The following is a 14853-nucleotide window of genomic DNA, read 5'->3' on the forward strand; positions in this document are numbered from 1 at the left end:
CGGCATGGCGCGCGAAGCGCGAGAAACACGGCTTGACCGTGTGGGCGGCGTGTCATCCGATGCGCCGGGCTTGCTGATGCTCAGAACGTGAAGTGCGATTAACTAGGTTTGTAGATTCTTCAGTCCCCCGGCTCCACAAACCACTCAGGGGCCAGTCGTTCGGTGATTGCTACGATCTTGCTGTCCAGTTCTGCTAATGCGCCGCGTTCTATCAGATCGTCGATTACGCGGTGCAACATCACCACCCGGTCACGCATGGGAATCATGGCCGGATAGTATTCATTGTTGAAGAAGATACGGAATTGTTTACGTCGATCCTCATCGGCGAGGTGATCGCCAATAGCTCGTTCAAGATCGGCACCTTTGAGTTCGGTCAGGTCCGTCTTCGGCGACGACAAGAGTTTGGTTGAATGCTCAAGGGAGTTCTCAGCCTTAAGACGCAGACACCAACATTCCATCAAGCCCATCGAGTTGACGACGAAAACATTGACCGTGACACAATCGGCTTCATGGTCTGCTTTTACACCCTCCATCAAGGGCAGGTAGTAATTGTCGGTGATGGCGCCGAAGGCAGCGATACCGCCCGCGAATGGGTCTTCGAGTATATCGTGAATTGTGAAGTGTGGTTTGTGTTCGAAACGGGCATCCTGAATCATGATGAATTCATCTTCGGTAAAATTGAATCGCTCGTTCCACTGCTTGGCCGGGTCCCGGTCTTTTCGCGACAAGGCCGACTGACTGGTCAGCATACCTATTGCCTGCCCGCCTCGCCAGACCAGCGGCAGGACCCCCACCGCCCACTCGGCCGAGCCGCCAATCTCGCCTATCATAGCGTCAAGCCTTCGTCCATTGGGGAAACTGATTCCCTCGTGACCCAGAACTACCGCCGGAAACAGGTCGCCGTCTTTGTCATAGGGGGTGGTGATTCCAGCCTCATTCAGTTGGTCCATGGCCGGGTAGTGTCGTTTGCGGTCGAGGAAGAAGGCGCTCAGTTCGTTTACCTCAGACATGCCATAGGCTGCGGCCACGGCTGCCGCGCTGTCGACCAGACTCATTTCACGAGGGTTGAAATCATGAAACCACGCCCCGGCCATCCAGCGCTGCACATAAATGTCGGGGAGGTGACGCTTGACATTGGACTCAGTCAGAAACAAGGCAGTCAGACTGGAGTGCTGCCCCGTCACCGATTTGGTGGTGCCTTCGATCACGTCGTTGCCCATCGACAGCAAAGTCACGCTGGCCGGCATCGATGTTCCGTAGCGCTGCCTATGTTGCGGTTTTCCGAACAGCGCTCCGACTGCGATGGTGGGATTGCCGCCCGCTTCGTAACCCGGTTTGACTCGTACTCCTTCGGTTATGGTGCTTTCAATGAGAACCTCTTCACCAACGGGTAAGCGCTCTGTAGTGGTTTGAAGCACCTGAGCCATGACCTGGGCGGCCGTTCGGTCGTTGTCCCTTTTGAGAGAGTTTGTCAGTTCCTTTGTGATTTGTTCTTTGGGTACTCTGTTCAAACTGCCGCGGCCGGTGAGTCCGACGGCTACGGCCGAGAGAGCCGCTGCCACAATTGCGGATTCACGCAATTGACGATTGCGTAGCGCTCCCAGGTTTGATTGCAGGTTAAACTTGTCGCAAATAACCGTCACAGCGGCAGAGTCCAATTGAAGGCCGCAGTTCCTAAGGACGGTACCATGGCGGTGATTAAACTCGATGATGCGATCTTCGTTGAACTCATGGACCTCTCGCTGTCCATCGTATACTATTCGTTGATCGGCGATGTCAAATCGCAACTGACTATTCATTGGAAATGTGCTCTGCCTGGTTTCAGGTTCAACAACCGGCCGTCGATTGTCTCGTTCGGCACTAACTCGGTCAACTTCGCGTTTGTAACAGGTAACGAACCGTGGCGCGGCAGGCAAGCATTATTATGCGATTCGATGTCGAATTTCGACCATCGCGTGTCGGAAAAGATCGCGCGACGACCATAAAAAAGACCGCTCCCGGATTACAGGAGCGGTCGAAATTGTCAACTATTGAAACCTGATGCTTTACGGAGCACAGGTCGGGGGCGGCGGTCCGCCGGTGAACATGAAGTCAACCAGGTAGACAAGGTCGGAAATGTCGATAGTGCCGTCGATACTGCCGTCAACATTACCGGCTTCCGGGCATGGTGGGGGAGGCCCACCGGTGAACATGAAGTCAACCAGATAAACCAAATCCGAGATATCGATGTTTCCACCGGCGTCATCATCGACATTGCCGCGCACCACGCAGCACTGGATGTGAACGGGGTGGACGGCCGACCACTCGGTTTGCGCTCCGAAAACATCCTTTGCCCGAACCATAACCTCGTAGTCACCCTCGGCGTAGGTATGACCGATTGTGCAGGGTGCACCCGAAGTATACGGACCATACCACTCGCTGACTTTGGAGCCATCACCCCAATCCCACTGATACTGTAGGTCATCATCGTCGACATCGGAAGTGGCGGTCTCAAACATGTATTCGACGCCATCGACACCGTTGTCCGGTCCCGCATCGACTACCGGTTGATCCGGCATACTGTTGGCCGAGACACCATTGCCGATTCGCACCGTGACTTCATAGTTGTCACCGGTGCCACCGACTTGCTCCATTCTGACTATCAGGTCCAAGTCGGGTACCACGCGTTGGCTGGAGGTGCCGATCATGTTGCGCATAGCGGTGGATGAGGTTCCGATATATAGCAGGTGGCCGCCGTCGGAATAAATCGTGGGCGTCCAGGCGGCATTGAGTTCATTGCCGCGCATACTGGCGTTGGAATTGTGACTGACAACGAGAGCTGTGTACAGGAAATTGTACGTTCCTGCGCCGTATAGACCGTGCAGCGCGACCCGCGCTGCGGGACAGCTCCCTCAGTACTTTTGCGTCAGTTCCTCCACGAACACCGTGTGCGTGTAGTCCTGATTGCTAATGTTTTGACCGGGAGCGCCCGGTGCGGCCATGGCTGCTGCCTCGGCCCAGTATGCAAAGAACGGGTTGCCCGAGGGCGGGTCGGAGTACTGGGTGTAAGGGGTGGCGTTGAACACTACCGACTGGGCCACAAGGTTGTCGGGATCAATGCTGTAAAACCCGTTGTCACTGGCGTCCCACTGAACCACGTGTGTGTACACCTCAAGGTCGTTGATGCTCAGTGTAACGGTGGGGCCAGCCCAATCCAGCATGCCGAAAGCATAGTTGTCATTGTTCAAGTCGGTGTAGCGCGACACCGGCTCCGACATATAGATCCGTAATGTCCCCTGATAGAGCGATTTCTCGCCGCCGGACACAGGCTGAACGAGTTCGATGGGATCGCCGATTAGCTCGGGCACCGGTGTGGCGTCAAAAGCCTGGGCCATCGGCATGATCGAAATCGCCACAATCAGGGCGAGAACGACCGCGAACCTAATACCGCTTTTCATGGTTGTCTCCTCTTCTTCTCTGCCTCGTTATATAAAGTAAATCCTAATTGTCCACAATAAGTGTGTTCAGCGTTTTCTAACAACGACTTACATCGAACGAAATATACTTTTTTTATCTGTCAAGTCAAGCACAAAACCGGTGCCCTCAACGCTTCAGCGACACACCCACCGTTACCATCCAGCCGTAGTAATTGTATTCCTTGATGGTTGAAGAGTTGTCCCGATACGATATCAGCAGAGACGGCTCGACATAAAAGCCTGAGATTCCATCGGGGATCGGCATTTGGGCGCTCACAAAAGCACGCGACTGGTCATCTTCACGATCATGTGGCAGGTAGGCCGGAATCCATGCATCTTCAATCTGCGGGTGCGGTATTGAGTCCAGCACCAGTGTAGCCAGATGTGTTTTGTCCCAATAACCTACGCCAAAAGTAGTAATCAATTTCGGTACAAGAAAGGTCTTGATCTTCATGAAAACGCCGATCCCTTCGTAAAGCGGCGATAAGGGGTCAAGTACACCGGAGGCAGCTCCGGCTACGATCACATTTCCGCCCGATGCGAACTTTCTGAAGGCCGCCGTTACGTTCAAGCCGGACTTAGTCCCCAAAGGTCGAGAGAAAGTGGGAGAGAAGTAGAGAGTGCGTAGTCTTCGACCATAAGACACTTCCGCCGTGTCGAGGCTGAGAGTCTCGAAATTCAAAAACTCGACCAGAATGTCTTCATCGTATCTGGTCTGGGCTGCTCCCACTTCCAGATCAAGAGCGTTGGAGCCGAAGACATTGATATTAGCGCCGGCCACGATGTCCAGTTCAATTTTATCGTTGATGACACCGTCACCGGGTACAGTTTCCGTATAGTCGGTAAACCGCCAGGAGCTATTGGCTCGTAAGTGCACTCGCGGCCTGAACTGATAACCGGTCGACAACATAACAGCATACGCGTTGGTATTGTACGCTTGCAGACTGTCGCCTGAGAAGCTCTTGCGTTCAAACTCACCCTGGATGTGCAAGGCCAGTCTGGAGCCGGGCGTCAAAGGAATGTAGGTGGCCTGCAAACCTCGTGCAAAACTGGACAGCGGGGATGTTTCTTTGTAGCGGTTGTAATCTCCGCTACCGGAAAGTTCGAGACTGCTTACGGGGTAGTACCTGAGGCCGGCATGGCCACCGGTTGAGTAATCGGTGACACGGTTTTCGACATCGAACAGGTTGCCGTTGTAACCTTCGTTGGCGCTCAACTCCACTGCCACGTCAGCTTGCACTGAGACTGCGGCCAGCGTGCAGAGCACCAGCGCCAGCCGAACTATGAGACCGGTCGGAGGGGGGAGGCTGCTCATATCCCGCAGTTACCGCCGGGACAGGCTTCGGAACCGACCAGATCTTCCCCACTGTTACTCATGAAACCTGCCGTCAAACTGCAGCGGGAGATACAGACCGAACGCGTGACGAACTTCCGTTGCCCAAAACTCTGAGACTTGGAAAAGAGTACCGGCTTGAAAGGCAGTCCGGTGGATTGGCCACCAAACACATCAGCGGCCGACGCCAGCATCTTTGGTACGACAACCGGTACGACCTGGTCGGGTACGCCGTCTTTATTGACATCGGATTCGTTGTCGTCAAATCCGTCGCCGTCCAAATCCACAAACACTTCGACGCTCTTGGCCGCATCGTCTGCCCAGATGGGCCCTCCTGTATGGATCGTTAACAGGGCTCCCATTACAATCAAGCACAACTTCAGTAATCTCACGGTCATGACGCGTCTACCTCCGAGATGTCTTTGCCGCCCGCCGCCCGCAGGCAGTACGGCTGATTACCAACCTACCCCGAATAATACACAACAATACGGCCAGAGCAAAGGTTTTTTGCTTTTGCGGCCCGCTCGTATTTACTAAAACAAGATTAAATTAGTCGTAGTTCCGCGAGTAGAAAAATAGCAAGCCCGCCGACGCGGGAGGAGGTTCGCCGACGGGCTTTCAAGAATGTAGAATCCTTGATGTCATTCCCATAACCCGGAAACCAGTTGGCAGGTTCCTTGGTAATCCTACTTCTGCTAATGGCGTACACGAACTGCCGCCAAAATGGCCGAAACTAACGTATTTCTAATGGAAAAAACTTGCATCGGGTAAACTGAGCAGGTAGTCTTCGACTCAAGAGTCAGGCAACAGTTGTCATCGCACCAGATTAATCTATGACCCTTAAGGCGGGTGGGTCGCGCTCAAGGTTAGTCATGTCGGTCGAAGTACTTTGTGCGCAGTTAGCGGTTGGTTGGCGGACACACCGTAGGGGAAAGGAAAGCGCTCATGGAAACCAGAAGTTCACACAGCATTAATCTGATCTTGGTGATATCAGTGTTTCTCATGGCGGTATTCACCGCCCGACAGGAGGAATACCTGTCTTTGATCACCCCTTTGTTTTGGCTGGTGTTGGCCGGGGCGACCTGCCTGTCTCTCTGGCTTGCCTTTAATATTTCCACCAAGCGCTTGGTATCGCTGATCTTTGTAGTAGTAGTGATAGAGTATCTCAACCAGACTATCAGCACCAACTACGAACTCTGGACTTATGCTCGTCCCTCGCTTTTGTTCTCTGTCTGGATCTGGGTACTGGCCTCCATGACCTCATTCGCGCTGGCTCAACTTGTTTTGGCCAAGGTTCTCAACCGCATAAAGACACCAATTCCCAGAATTCTGAACACGATTCTAATCGTCACCCTGGCCGGTGCCGGACTTATTCTGATGGGTCCAAGTCGACCGCTGGCCGGTCTTGAGTTCTGGGTTCTATACGTTCTGCTTTTGGCGGTGGCCGTCTATGCTTCATTCAAGATGGAGTTCTCTATATTCGTCGCCGTGGCTGTCGCAGCCATAGCGGTAGGTATACCCAGTGAATACTCCGGTTCGACCGGTAGCGATCTCTGGTCATTTCCATTTGACATCGGTTTTCCGCCATTGTATTTGGTCCTTGCCTGCTGGCCCCTGGAGATAGTGGCGCAGTATTTTCTGTCCGGACTGCTGGCTGGGGAGTCATTCCAGGTCGCTTCGTCGGCAGGGAAGACGCTTCCTTCTCAGCCTGATGGCCAAAAGCCGGCAACCATTAAGCAGCCGCCCAAGGACCAGGTGCCGCCGACACCGAACGAGAAGCATCTCAGACTACTGATGAACATCAGCGGATGGACCTATCTGGCCGTCGGCTTCGCCTTCGCGATCATCCCGGACCGGATTCTGGGGTTGATCAACCAGTTGTCAGAGTGGCTCCTGCCCAGCCTGCCCACGACAGAGCCCTCGCCCGAGAAATTCTGGTTGGCCATGACTTTTTCGATGATGATGACTATTACCGCGGCCTGTTTTATGGCGGCCAATAGTATCAGAAAGAACAAGAGCTTTGTTGTCGTTGTCCTGGTGTCCAAGACCGCCTCAGCTTTGTGTTCACTGGCCTTCTTCTTGTGGTCGGCTAAGTTCCTTGCCTATCTGGTCATCTTCGTTGTCGATGGTTCCATTTTCTGGGTCACTCTTTACTTTTATCTGAGGGCGAATCGAGCCTTTTTCGAAGCCCAAACCGCCTATCTGCGCAAGCGGCCAAAGCAACTCAAAAAGGGACCGAGAGCCACTGTGGTCTCGCTCAAAGGTCCCGACAAGTTCGCCATCTTGAAGGAAGCTCTGGACCGATCGGGGTTCGACCAGGTGCTCAACAAGAAGTTCGAAGAGTCAGGTAAAGAGAAAAGTAGCTTCGCGGTGGTAGTCAAACCCAACTTCATGTTCATGCACTCCCGCGAAGACCCCTCGACCTATACCGACCCGACCTTGGTCGAAGCGCTCGTAGACCGTATTGCGGCCCTTGGATACACCAACATCACCCTGGTCGAGGCTCAGAGCACCTATGGCAACTACTACACCAACCGCGAGGTTCTTTCCGTGGCCGAATACGTCGGATACTCAACCGCTGGAAACTATCGCATTGTCGATTTGACCCAGGAGAAAGTTCCTTATGACTACGGTGGTCGTCTGGGATTGCATGTTGTCGGGCCGACCTGGCGAGATGCCGACTTCCGTGTATCATTCGCCAAGAACAAGACACATGTTTTCTGTAACTACACCCTGACCCTCAAGAATATTTACGGCACACTGCCTGAGCAGAATAAACTGAAAGAGTACCATACCAAGCGCGAGTACGACTGGCCGACCATCGAAACGCTCAAACACTTCCCGGTCCATTTCGGGATCATCGATGCCGTTATCAGCGCCGACGGACAGTTTGGGGTCATCGTTGATCCGTCGCCGCGACAAACCGACACGATAATCGCAGGCGACAACCTCTTGGCTGTCGACTGGGTGGGTGCGTCCAAGATGGGACTCGATCCGGACGATCCTCACGTGGGCAGGTTCCTGCCGCTGGCTCAGGAAGCGTTCGGGAAACCGGAAATCACATGGGTGGGTGACCAGTCTGTCTACCGGCCCTGGGACAATGTCAGCAATGTCATCATCCAGTCATTGGATTTGATCGAAGAAGCCTATCACTTCAGCAACTGGTGGTTCACCGGACTGACGGCGATGGACAGCCACTTCAAGCTTAAGAAGCAAAAGTGGCCGATCTATCTGCTGCGATTAATACTGGCGCCGTTTAAGCGCCTGCTCTATCGGCACGACAAGTTGACATAGGGCGGACGCCAAGCGGAGCGCGGACATCGCTCCGCGCTCAGGCGCGCCCGGACAGCGCATGCAGGTCCGCCCCCGACGGACGCTGGAAAATGCGCAGACCAAACTGAGGCGCTATGGCCAGAAGATGGTCAAATATGTCCGACTGAATATCCTCAAACCTGACCCAGTCCTGATCGTTGGAAAAAACATACATCTCAATAGGCAAGCCGTGATCGCCGGGCGGAAGCTGCCGCACCAGAAATGTCATTTCCTGATGGATCTTTGGATGGTTCTTCAGATATTCAACCATGTAGGCGCGAAAGGTCCCGACGTTGGTAAGGCGTCGACTGTTGATCAAGTCCTGCGGGTCGTCGGCATGTTGGGCGTTGTGTTCGGTCAATTCAGTGCGCTTGGTTTTCAGATAGGTCTTGAGCAGGTTGATCTTCTCAAACCGATGGAGCATCGAATCATCGCAGAAACGGATACTGTTAACGTCGATATTCAGTGAGCGTTTGATTCTGCGTCCACCAGACTCACTCATCCCGCGCCAGTTCTTGAATGTGTCGGAGATCAGAGCATAGGCCGGAATCGTCGAAATCGTTTTGTCCCAGTTTTGCACCTTGACCGTGTGCAAGGTGACGTCGATCACGTCGCCATCGGCGCCGAACTTGGGCATCTCTATCCAGTCACCGATGCGCACCATATCGTTCATCGAAAGCTGCATGCTGGCTACAAAACCGAGTATGGAATCCTTGAATACCAAAATCAACACCGCTGTCATGGCTCCCAGTCCGGTCAGTATGCCGGTGGGATCGCTATCGAGCAGGATAGCTACAACATAGATACCTAAGAAAACAAAGATGATGATCTTGGCCACCTGAACGTATCCCTTGATCGGCCGGTCGCGCGAAGTTTCAAGCGACCGATAGATATCCACGGCAGCATTGAGAAAGGCGTTTATTACCAACAGACCGGCCAGCACCATGTAGGCGGTAGAGAACCGCTGGATGGCTCCCATTATCGGCGGAAATAAGTTGGCCACATAGTAGATCACCAGAGCCGGGGCCAGGTGCGAGAGCCTGGAGAAAAACCGATGCTCCAGAAGGACATCGTCCCATCGCGTGCGACTCCGTTTGACGACATAGGACACGGCCACCAGCAGAATTCGACGCGCCACAAAGTGCGCCAGCCAGGCCGCGATGATTGTGGCCACGATCAGACTTGCCCATCCCAGCGGCTCAGCGATACTCTCCGAGATACCCTGTCCGGTAAACCAGTCTCTTGCATTATCGAGCATACATGACACCTTTGTCGAATTGAGTTATCACCAACATGGTGGCAAAAAGAGAGCCTGCGGCTTCCAACGCAACTTTCAAATTAGTTATGGGCGCACGATAGTATGATCGGGTGGGTGACAGACGTCCTCATCTTCCTCTTTCCCGCGCCCCCCGTACTCGGCAGATGCCCACACTCCCGTTTCCGTGCCCGGCAGACGTCCACATCTGCCGCTCTCATCTTGACAACCTGGCTATGATTATCTACATTACCATGTGCTCTAGCCTTTGAAAAAGCAAGGGATCCGGTAACCTGAGGAGGCGATTAATGTCCAACACTTCAAGAAGCGTGGTGTGGCTTGCGGCAGTGGTGACTCTGTGTGCTTCTGCGGCTGCTGTCGACCAATCCGTCACCGTGACCCGCAACATCGCGTCAATGCCGTTGGCTTTCACGGAAAACAGGGGGCAGTGGGACGATCGCGTTCTGTTCCGCGCCAACGCCTCAGGAGCCAAGATGTGGTTCACTACAGGCGGCGCATACTACCAATTCACCAGGCGAGTTCCTGTAGGCCAGGACCCTCGTAATCCTGACGAACACAGTGGGCGGCTGAACCGTGTCACCCTGAGCGCAGTCGAAGGGCAAGTGTCCCGATCTGAAGGTGTCACCCCGAGCGGAGTCGAGGGGCGACCTCACCAACCCGACAGTATCGAATCTATCGCCATCAAAACCTCTTTCGTCGGTGCAAATCCCAACCCTCAGATGACCGGCATAGATGCCATGGGGTACAAATGCAACTACTTCATCGGCAACGACCCGGACGAGTGGCACACCGATGTCCCCAACTTCGAGGCGATCATCTACGAAGATATCTATCCCGGTATCGACCTGAAATACTACGGTAACGGCAAACAGATGGAGTACGATTTCATCGTCTCACCGGGCGCGGACGTTGCGCAGATCCGTGTGCAATACGAAGGGGCGAAATCCGTCACGGTCAACTCGCGGGGTGATTTGATTGTGGAGACGGAGTGGAACACGATCACGGAAGCCCGTCCGTTTGTCTATCAGGACGACGGTGCGACACGCCGCGAGCTTGCCGGTATGTACGTTTTACTGGATGATAACACCTTCGGTTTTGAGTTGGGCCACGACTACGACCCTGCCATTCCGGTCGTAATTGACCCGACAATCGAATACTCCAGCTATCTTGGGGGTAGTGCCGACGACACTTGTTGGGCTATCGCGGTAGACAACAGCGGCATGGCTGTTGTCACAGGCGGTACTTATTCATCAGACTTTCCGATCGAGACCCCCTACCAAATAAACCAGGGGGATCAAGATGCCTTCGTGACAAAACTGAACAGCACGGGCGACGGTCTGATCTTTAGCACCTATCTGGGCGGTGGCAGTGTAGACAGGGCTCGGGCTATCGCGGTAGACGCCAACGGTCATGCCTTTGTGACGGGTCATACGTTTTCGTCGGACTACCCGACCGAAAACCCTTTTCAAACGGTACAGGGAGAAGCAGATGTCTTTGTGACGCAACTGAACAGCTCGGGCAACGGACTGATTTACAGCACCTATTTGGGTGCCAGCGGTTGGGAATATGGCAATAGTATTGCATTGGATGATAGCGGCCATGCTTTCTTGACGGGGAATACTCTATCAAGCAACTTTCCGACCGAGAATCCCTATCAGATAGACCCCGGACTAAACGCAACGGACGCATTTGTGACCAAGCTGAACAGTTCAGGCAATGGCCTGATTTACAGCACGTATCTGGGCGGCAGTTACATCGACTACAGTTGGTGTATCGTAGTAGACGACCGAGGCAGTGCTTTCGTGGCAGGCTACACGTTTTCGTCGGATTTCCCGACGAAAAACCCTTTTCAAACAGATCAGGGTGAAAGGGATGTCTTTGTAACCAAGTTTAACAGCACGGGCGACAGCTTGATCTACAGCACCTACCTGGGCAGTAGCGGAGCGGACGTGGGCGCCTATATTGCAGTGACCGACAGCGGCAACATCATTGTGACGGGCTCTACATGGTCGTCGGACTTTCCAGTCCAATACCCTCTCCACCTACATCGGGGTTATTATGACGCTTTTGTTACCATATTGAGTGGGGCTGGAGACAGCCTGATTTACAGCACCTATCTGGGCGGCACCGATCATGATTACGTCTTCGGCGCCGCTGCGGACGGTCAGGGCAACGCTATCGTAGCGGGCTACACTGATTCACGTAACTTCCCGACCCTTAACCCCCTTCAAACTGACCCGGGAGACAACGTCAACGCGGACGTCTACTTAACGGTACTGGACGGTTCCGGCAAAGGCCTGCTCTACAGCACCTATTTGGGCGGCGGCGGCAGGGACAGAGGTCACGGTTTGGCGCTTGACGACAGTGGCAACGTATACGTGACTGGGTCTACTGACTCCCCAGATTTTCCGACCTCCGATCCCTATCAAACATATCAGGGAGGCGGTGATGGTTTCGTTGCCAAACTTAGCGGCCCCTTTGGCTGCTGCATACCGCCGATCCGAGGCGATGTCAACCTCATGAGTGAATACCCAAACATCGCGGATGTCACGTGGCTTGTTTTTTACATGTTCGAAGAGGGCGAACTTCCTCCCTGTTGGTCGGAAGCCAACGTCGACGGTGTTGGTCCCGATGATGTAAACGGAGTTAACATTGGCGATCTGGTATATTTGGTTGACTACCTGTTCCATATAGGCCCTGAGCCGGTGGCGTGTCCGTAGCCAGTAGGGCAGCATCCCTGTGATGCTGCAGACGTGTCGTCACAACACCGTAACCAGCATTCCCGTGCTCGGTAGATGTCCACATCTGCCGCCATCTCATGCCGGGTGGCCGTCTCAAACCTCGTTTGGGACGGGGGATTTATTGAGCCACCCCCAAACCGAGTTTGAGCGTGCCACCCAGAGCCGCGAAGACCGACGCCCATGCGCCAGCTACAACACCGTGACCAGCATCACGCCTAGCATGGCCAGGCCGATGCCGATCAATCGGTACCGGGTGATCGGTTCCTTCAGGAATAGTACCGCGAATATGAATATGAAAACAGAAGCTGTCTGATTCAACGCCGAGGCAATAGATGCCTGCGTAAACTTCATCCCGCCCAGCCACAAAACCATCGCCAGGAATCCTCCCATAATCGAGCCGCTCAGTGTGTAAACCCAGCGCTGTTTGGACTTGACCGACTGTATGATCTCCCGCCGCTTCTTGTGTACCGCCACAGCAATCAACAACACCGCCACTCCTCCAACCAGTCGCACCTCGGTGACCCAGAGCAGGGGGGAGCGATCCAGAAGCGGTTTGATCATCACGATCCCGACGCCGTTGGCTATCTGAGCCAGGATTCCCCAGATCATTCCCTCGGCGATCTGGCGGCGGGTGAGGCCGTTCGACTGTCGTTCAAACGATGCGGCCAACACCGCCGACACAATCAGCCCGGCGCCAAAAACCTGCCACAGCGTCAGCGTTTCGTTGAGGTAGAACATCGACAGCACAATGATAAACGGGCTGTAAAGGCAGACGACAATGGACATGAGTCCGGCGCCCAACCGGTTGAGACTCTTAAAGTAAAGCGTGTCAGCTAAACCGATACCCAAAGCCCCGGAGGCCAGCAGCAGAATATAATCCCAAACGGGCACCGACCGAAAGAGCGATTCACCCAGTATCCACATGGTGGGCAGAAAGAGCAGGAGTGCAAGCAAATCCTTGAACAGGTTCAGCCCGATAGGATGTACGGTCTCGCCGCTCTTCTTGAACAGGATTACAGCTCCCGCCCAAACGACCGCCGTCAGCAGGGCGATAATCTCTCCGAAGTGTGGCTCTATAAAACTCAACCTCTGACTCTCACTCTATCCCTGCGCGATCATCGCACAATGCCGGACAATGTAAGGAATCTGCCCAGATTGTCCAAGGGCCATATATGGCTTTCTCGCGCCCCCGCTGTCATTCCCTCGCAGGTGGGGTGCCGCCGGAATCGACGAGCCCGAAGACGGACCCGCCCTACAAGAGCAACCCGGTTGCGAAAAGCCACGATTGGCCGTACATTCGCTAGCTGGATGGTGAAGGTAGAATGACACCGATTGAACTCTATTACCCAATCTTTGGTCTGATCCTTTCGGCGCTGCTGGTCCTGTTACTAATTACATGCATGCGTGAGAAGCGATTCAAGGCTGCGGGCAAAGCGGTATTGTTGCTGGCGGAGTTCAACGTCGTTTGGGTCGGCTGGTATCTGCTGGTGGGAACGCACTCAGCGCTGTTATTGATTCCACCGTCTATCGCTGTACTTGGTATCGTTGTATTCTACTGGCCGACCGGCAAACCGGTCCCATTGTCCATCGGCGTGATAACCCAGCGTGTAGACGAACGCGACGTCGCTTTCGCCCGCGAAGAGTACCAACCGGGAACGGCGAGGTACGACGAGTATTACGGCGCCCACCCCCGTCTAAAGGACGCCGATGACCGCATGCGTCGACTACCCGAACTTCTGGCGCCCGGTGGGAAGTACTATGACGGTGCCGTGGCCGCTCTGGTCTCCTCTGACTTCCGCGAGATCGAAGCGATGACTACAACCGTTGACGGCCAGGTGGCTGTTGAACCGGAGGCCGTCGAACCGGGGGAGATGACGGCGTGGGTCAAGCGGGAGATGCTTGCGATGGGTGCCGACGAAGTCGGGATTGCGAAACTGAATCCGATGTACGTTTACTCGCATGTGGGGCGTGGGCCGGAAGCCTGGGGGCAGCCGATTGTCAACGCTCACAAATATGCGATTATGTTCTCACTGGAGATGGATTACTTCGATGTTGAAAAGGCGCCACGTCTGCCGATCACGCGCGAAACGGCCAGGCGCTACAAGCAAGCCGCCCGGATTTCGATCGGTCTGGCGCGACGAATTCGCGAAATGGGCTATCCGGCCCGTGCCCATATTGCAGGCAGCAACTACCAGATCATGTTGCCGCCGGTGGCCCACGATGCGGGACTTGGAGAGTTGGGGCGAATGGGCTATTTGATCTCGCCGAAATCCGGTGCCCGTGTCAGACTCGGCGGTCTCACAACCGATCTTCCGTTGTTGAATGATGAACCAATAACATTTGGCGTACAAGACTTTTGCGATAAATGCCTAAAGTGTTCCATTAATTGTCCGTCAAGCGCTATCCCATCGGGCGGGAAGGTCAATGTCCGTGGGGTAGAGAAGTGGCAGCTCAATATCGAACAGTGCATTCAGTACTGGCGCGTCATCGGCACCGACTGCGGTTTGTGTATGAAGGTCTGCCCCTACAGCCATCCACCAACCTTCATTCACAATCTGGTTCGCTCGGGTTGTCGAAGGTCATCATTGGCCCGCCGGATTTCTATTTGGGCCGACGATTTCTTCTATGGTCGCAAACTGCGGTTGCCAATCCCTCCCGCGTGACTGTCAAAGTTCCGCCTGAGACTGCCGATATTAGCATTGTGTAGCAGTACTTCGTCGAACCTGTCCGACTTCT

The 14853-nt window shown here is 54.4% G+C and carries 11 protein-coding genes; 4 read left to right on the top strand and 7 right to left on the bottom strand.

The features are described 5' to 3' along the window. Positions 1-119: 119 nt before the first annotated feature. A complete protein-coding gene (locus OEV49_14345) occupies positions 120-1658 on the bottom strand; it encodes a fructose-bisphosphatase class II (GenBank protein ID MDH3892254.1) in 1539 nt (512 codons plus the stop codon). Positions 1659-1688: 30 nt separating this feature from the next. Between OEV49_14345 and OEV49_14350 the strand changes: the two genes are divergently transcribed. Beyond that, positions 1689-1985, top strand: a complete 297-nt coding sequence (locus OEV49_14350) for a hypothetical protein (GenBank protein MDH3892255.1) — start codon at positions 1689-1691, stop codon at positions 1983-1985. A 60-nt stretch (positions 1986-2045) separates the two neighbouring features. Here the strand turns inward: OEV49_14350 and OEV49_14355 are convergent, their stop codons facing one another. The 4 genes from OEV49_14355 to OEV49_14370 form a co-directional block, all read right to left on the bottom strand. After that, entirely contained in the window at positions 2046-2786 is a 741-nt protein-coding gene (locus OEV49_14355) for a PKD domain-containing protein (GenBank protein ID MDH3892256.1), read from the bottom strand. 105 nt (positions 2787-2891) lie between these two features. After that, on the bottom strand, positions 2892-3437 hold the full coding sequence (locus tag OEV49_14360; protein MDH3892257.1) for a hypothetical protein: 546 nt from the start codon (positions 3435-3437) through the stop codon (positions 2892-2894). A 145-nt stretch (positions 3438-3582) separates the two neighbouring features. Beyond that, entirely contained in the window at positions 3583-4770 is a 1188-nt protein-coding gene (locus tag OEV49_14365) for a hypothetical protein (GenBank protein MDH3892258.1), read from the bottom strand. Continuing rightward, positions 4767-5186, bottom strand: coding sequence for a hypothetical protein (locus OEV49_14370; protein ID MDH3892259.1), 420 nt, complete (start codon positions 5184-5186; stop codon positions 4767-4769). Before OEV49_14370 ends, OEV49_14365 begins: the two co-directional genes overlap by 4 nt. A gap of 547 nt (positions 5187-5733) precedes the next feature. Here OEV49_14370 and OEV49_14375 point away from each other — a divergent pair. Further along, entirely contained in the window at positions 5734-8082 is a 2349-nt protein-coding gene (locus OEV49_14375) for a DUF362 domain-containing protein (protein MDH3892260.1), read from the top strand. A gap of 37 nt (positions 8083-8119) precedes the next feature. Here OEV49_14375 and OEV49_14380 read toward each other — a convergent pair whose 3' ends face one another. Beyond that, positions 8120-9358: a mechanosensitive ion channel family protein gene (locus tag OEV49_14380; protein MDH3892261.1), complete on the bottom strand. Its 1239-nt coding sequence runs from the start codon at positions 9356-9358 to the stop codon at positions 8120-8122. A gap of 305 nt (positions 9359-9663) precedes the next feature. Here OEV49_14380 and OEV49_14385 point away from each other — a divergent pair, with 305 nt between their 5' ends. Then, complete coding sequence (locus OEV49_14385; GenBank protein ID MDH3892262.1) at positions 9664-12096, top strand: SBBP repeat-containing protein; 2433 nt, start codon at positions 9664-9666, stop codon at positions 12094-12096. A 210-nt stretch (positions 12097-12306) separates the two neighbouring features. On the opposite strand, the gene OEV49_14390 is transcribed toward OEV49_14385, so the two are convergent. Further along, complete coding sequence (locus OEV49_14390) at positions 12307-13203, bottom strand: DMT family transporter (protein MDH3892263.1); 897 nt, start codon at positions 13201-13203, stop codon at positions 12307-12309. Between the two features lie 236 nt (positions 13204-13439). Between OEV49_14390 and OEV49_14395 the strand changes: the two genes are divergently transcribed. After that, positions 13440-14780 carry a 4Fe-4S dicluster domain-containing protein gene (locus tag OEV49_14395; GenBank protein ID MDH3892264.1) on the top strand — a complete coding sequence of 447 codons (1341 nt, stop codon included), beginning with the start codon at positions 13440-13442 and terminating at the stop codon, positions 14778-14780. Positions 14781-14853: the final 73 nt, after the last annotated feature.

This window comes from Candidatus Zixiibacteriota bacterium (assembly GCA_029860345.1).
Lineage (GTDB): Bacteria > Zixibacteria > MSB-5A5 > GN15 > FEB-12 > JAJRTA01.

What these genes read in the sequence shown, in the direction of transcription:
- OEV49_14350 (MDH3892255.1), top strand. Translation starts at nt 1,689, where the DNA reads ATGGCGGTGATTAAACTCGATGATGCGATCTTCGTTGAACTCATGGAC.
- OEV49_14355 (MDH3892256.1), bottom strand. Translation starts at nt 2,786, where the DNA reads ATGCGCGGCAATGAACTCAATGCCGCCTGGACGCCCACGATTTATTCC.
- OEV49_14360 (MDH3892257.1), bottom strand. Translation starts at nt 3,437, where the DNA reads ATGAAAAGCGGTATTAGGTTCGCGGTCGTTCTCGCCCTGATTGTGGCG.
- OEV49_14365 (MDH3892258.1), bottom strand. Translation starts at nt 4,770, where the DNA reads ATGAGCAGCCTCCCCCCTCCGACCGGTCTCATAGTTCGGCTGGCGCTG.
- OEV49_14370 (MDH3892259.1), bottom strand. Translation starts at nt 5,186, where the DNA reads ATGACCGTGAGATTACTGAAGTTGTGCTTGATTGTAATGGGAGCCCTG.
- OEV49_14375 (MDH3892260.1), top strand. Translation starts at nt 5,734, where the DNA reads ATGGAAACCAGAAGTTCACACAGCATTAATCTGATCTTGGTGATATCA.
- OEV49_14380 (MDH3892261.1), bottom strand. Translation starts at nt 9,358, where the DNA reads ATGCTCGATAATGCAAGAGACTGGTTTACCGGACAGGGTATCTCGGAG.
- OEV49_14385 (MDH3892262.1), top strand. Translation starts at nt 9,664, where the DNA reads ATGTCCAACACTTCAAGAAGCGTGGTGTGGCTTGCGGCAGTGGTGACT.
- OEV49_14395 (MDH3892264.1), top strand. Translation starts at nt 13,440, where the DNA reads ATGACACCGATTGAACTCTATTACCCAATCTTTGGTCTGATCCTTTCG.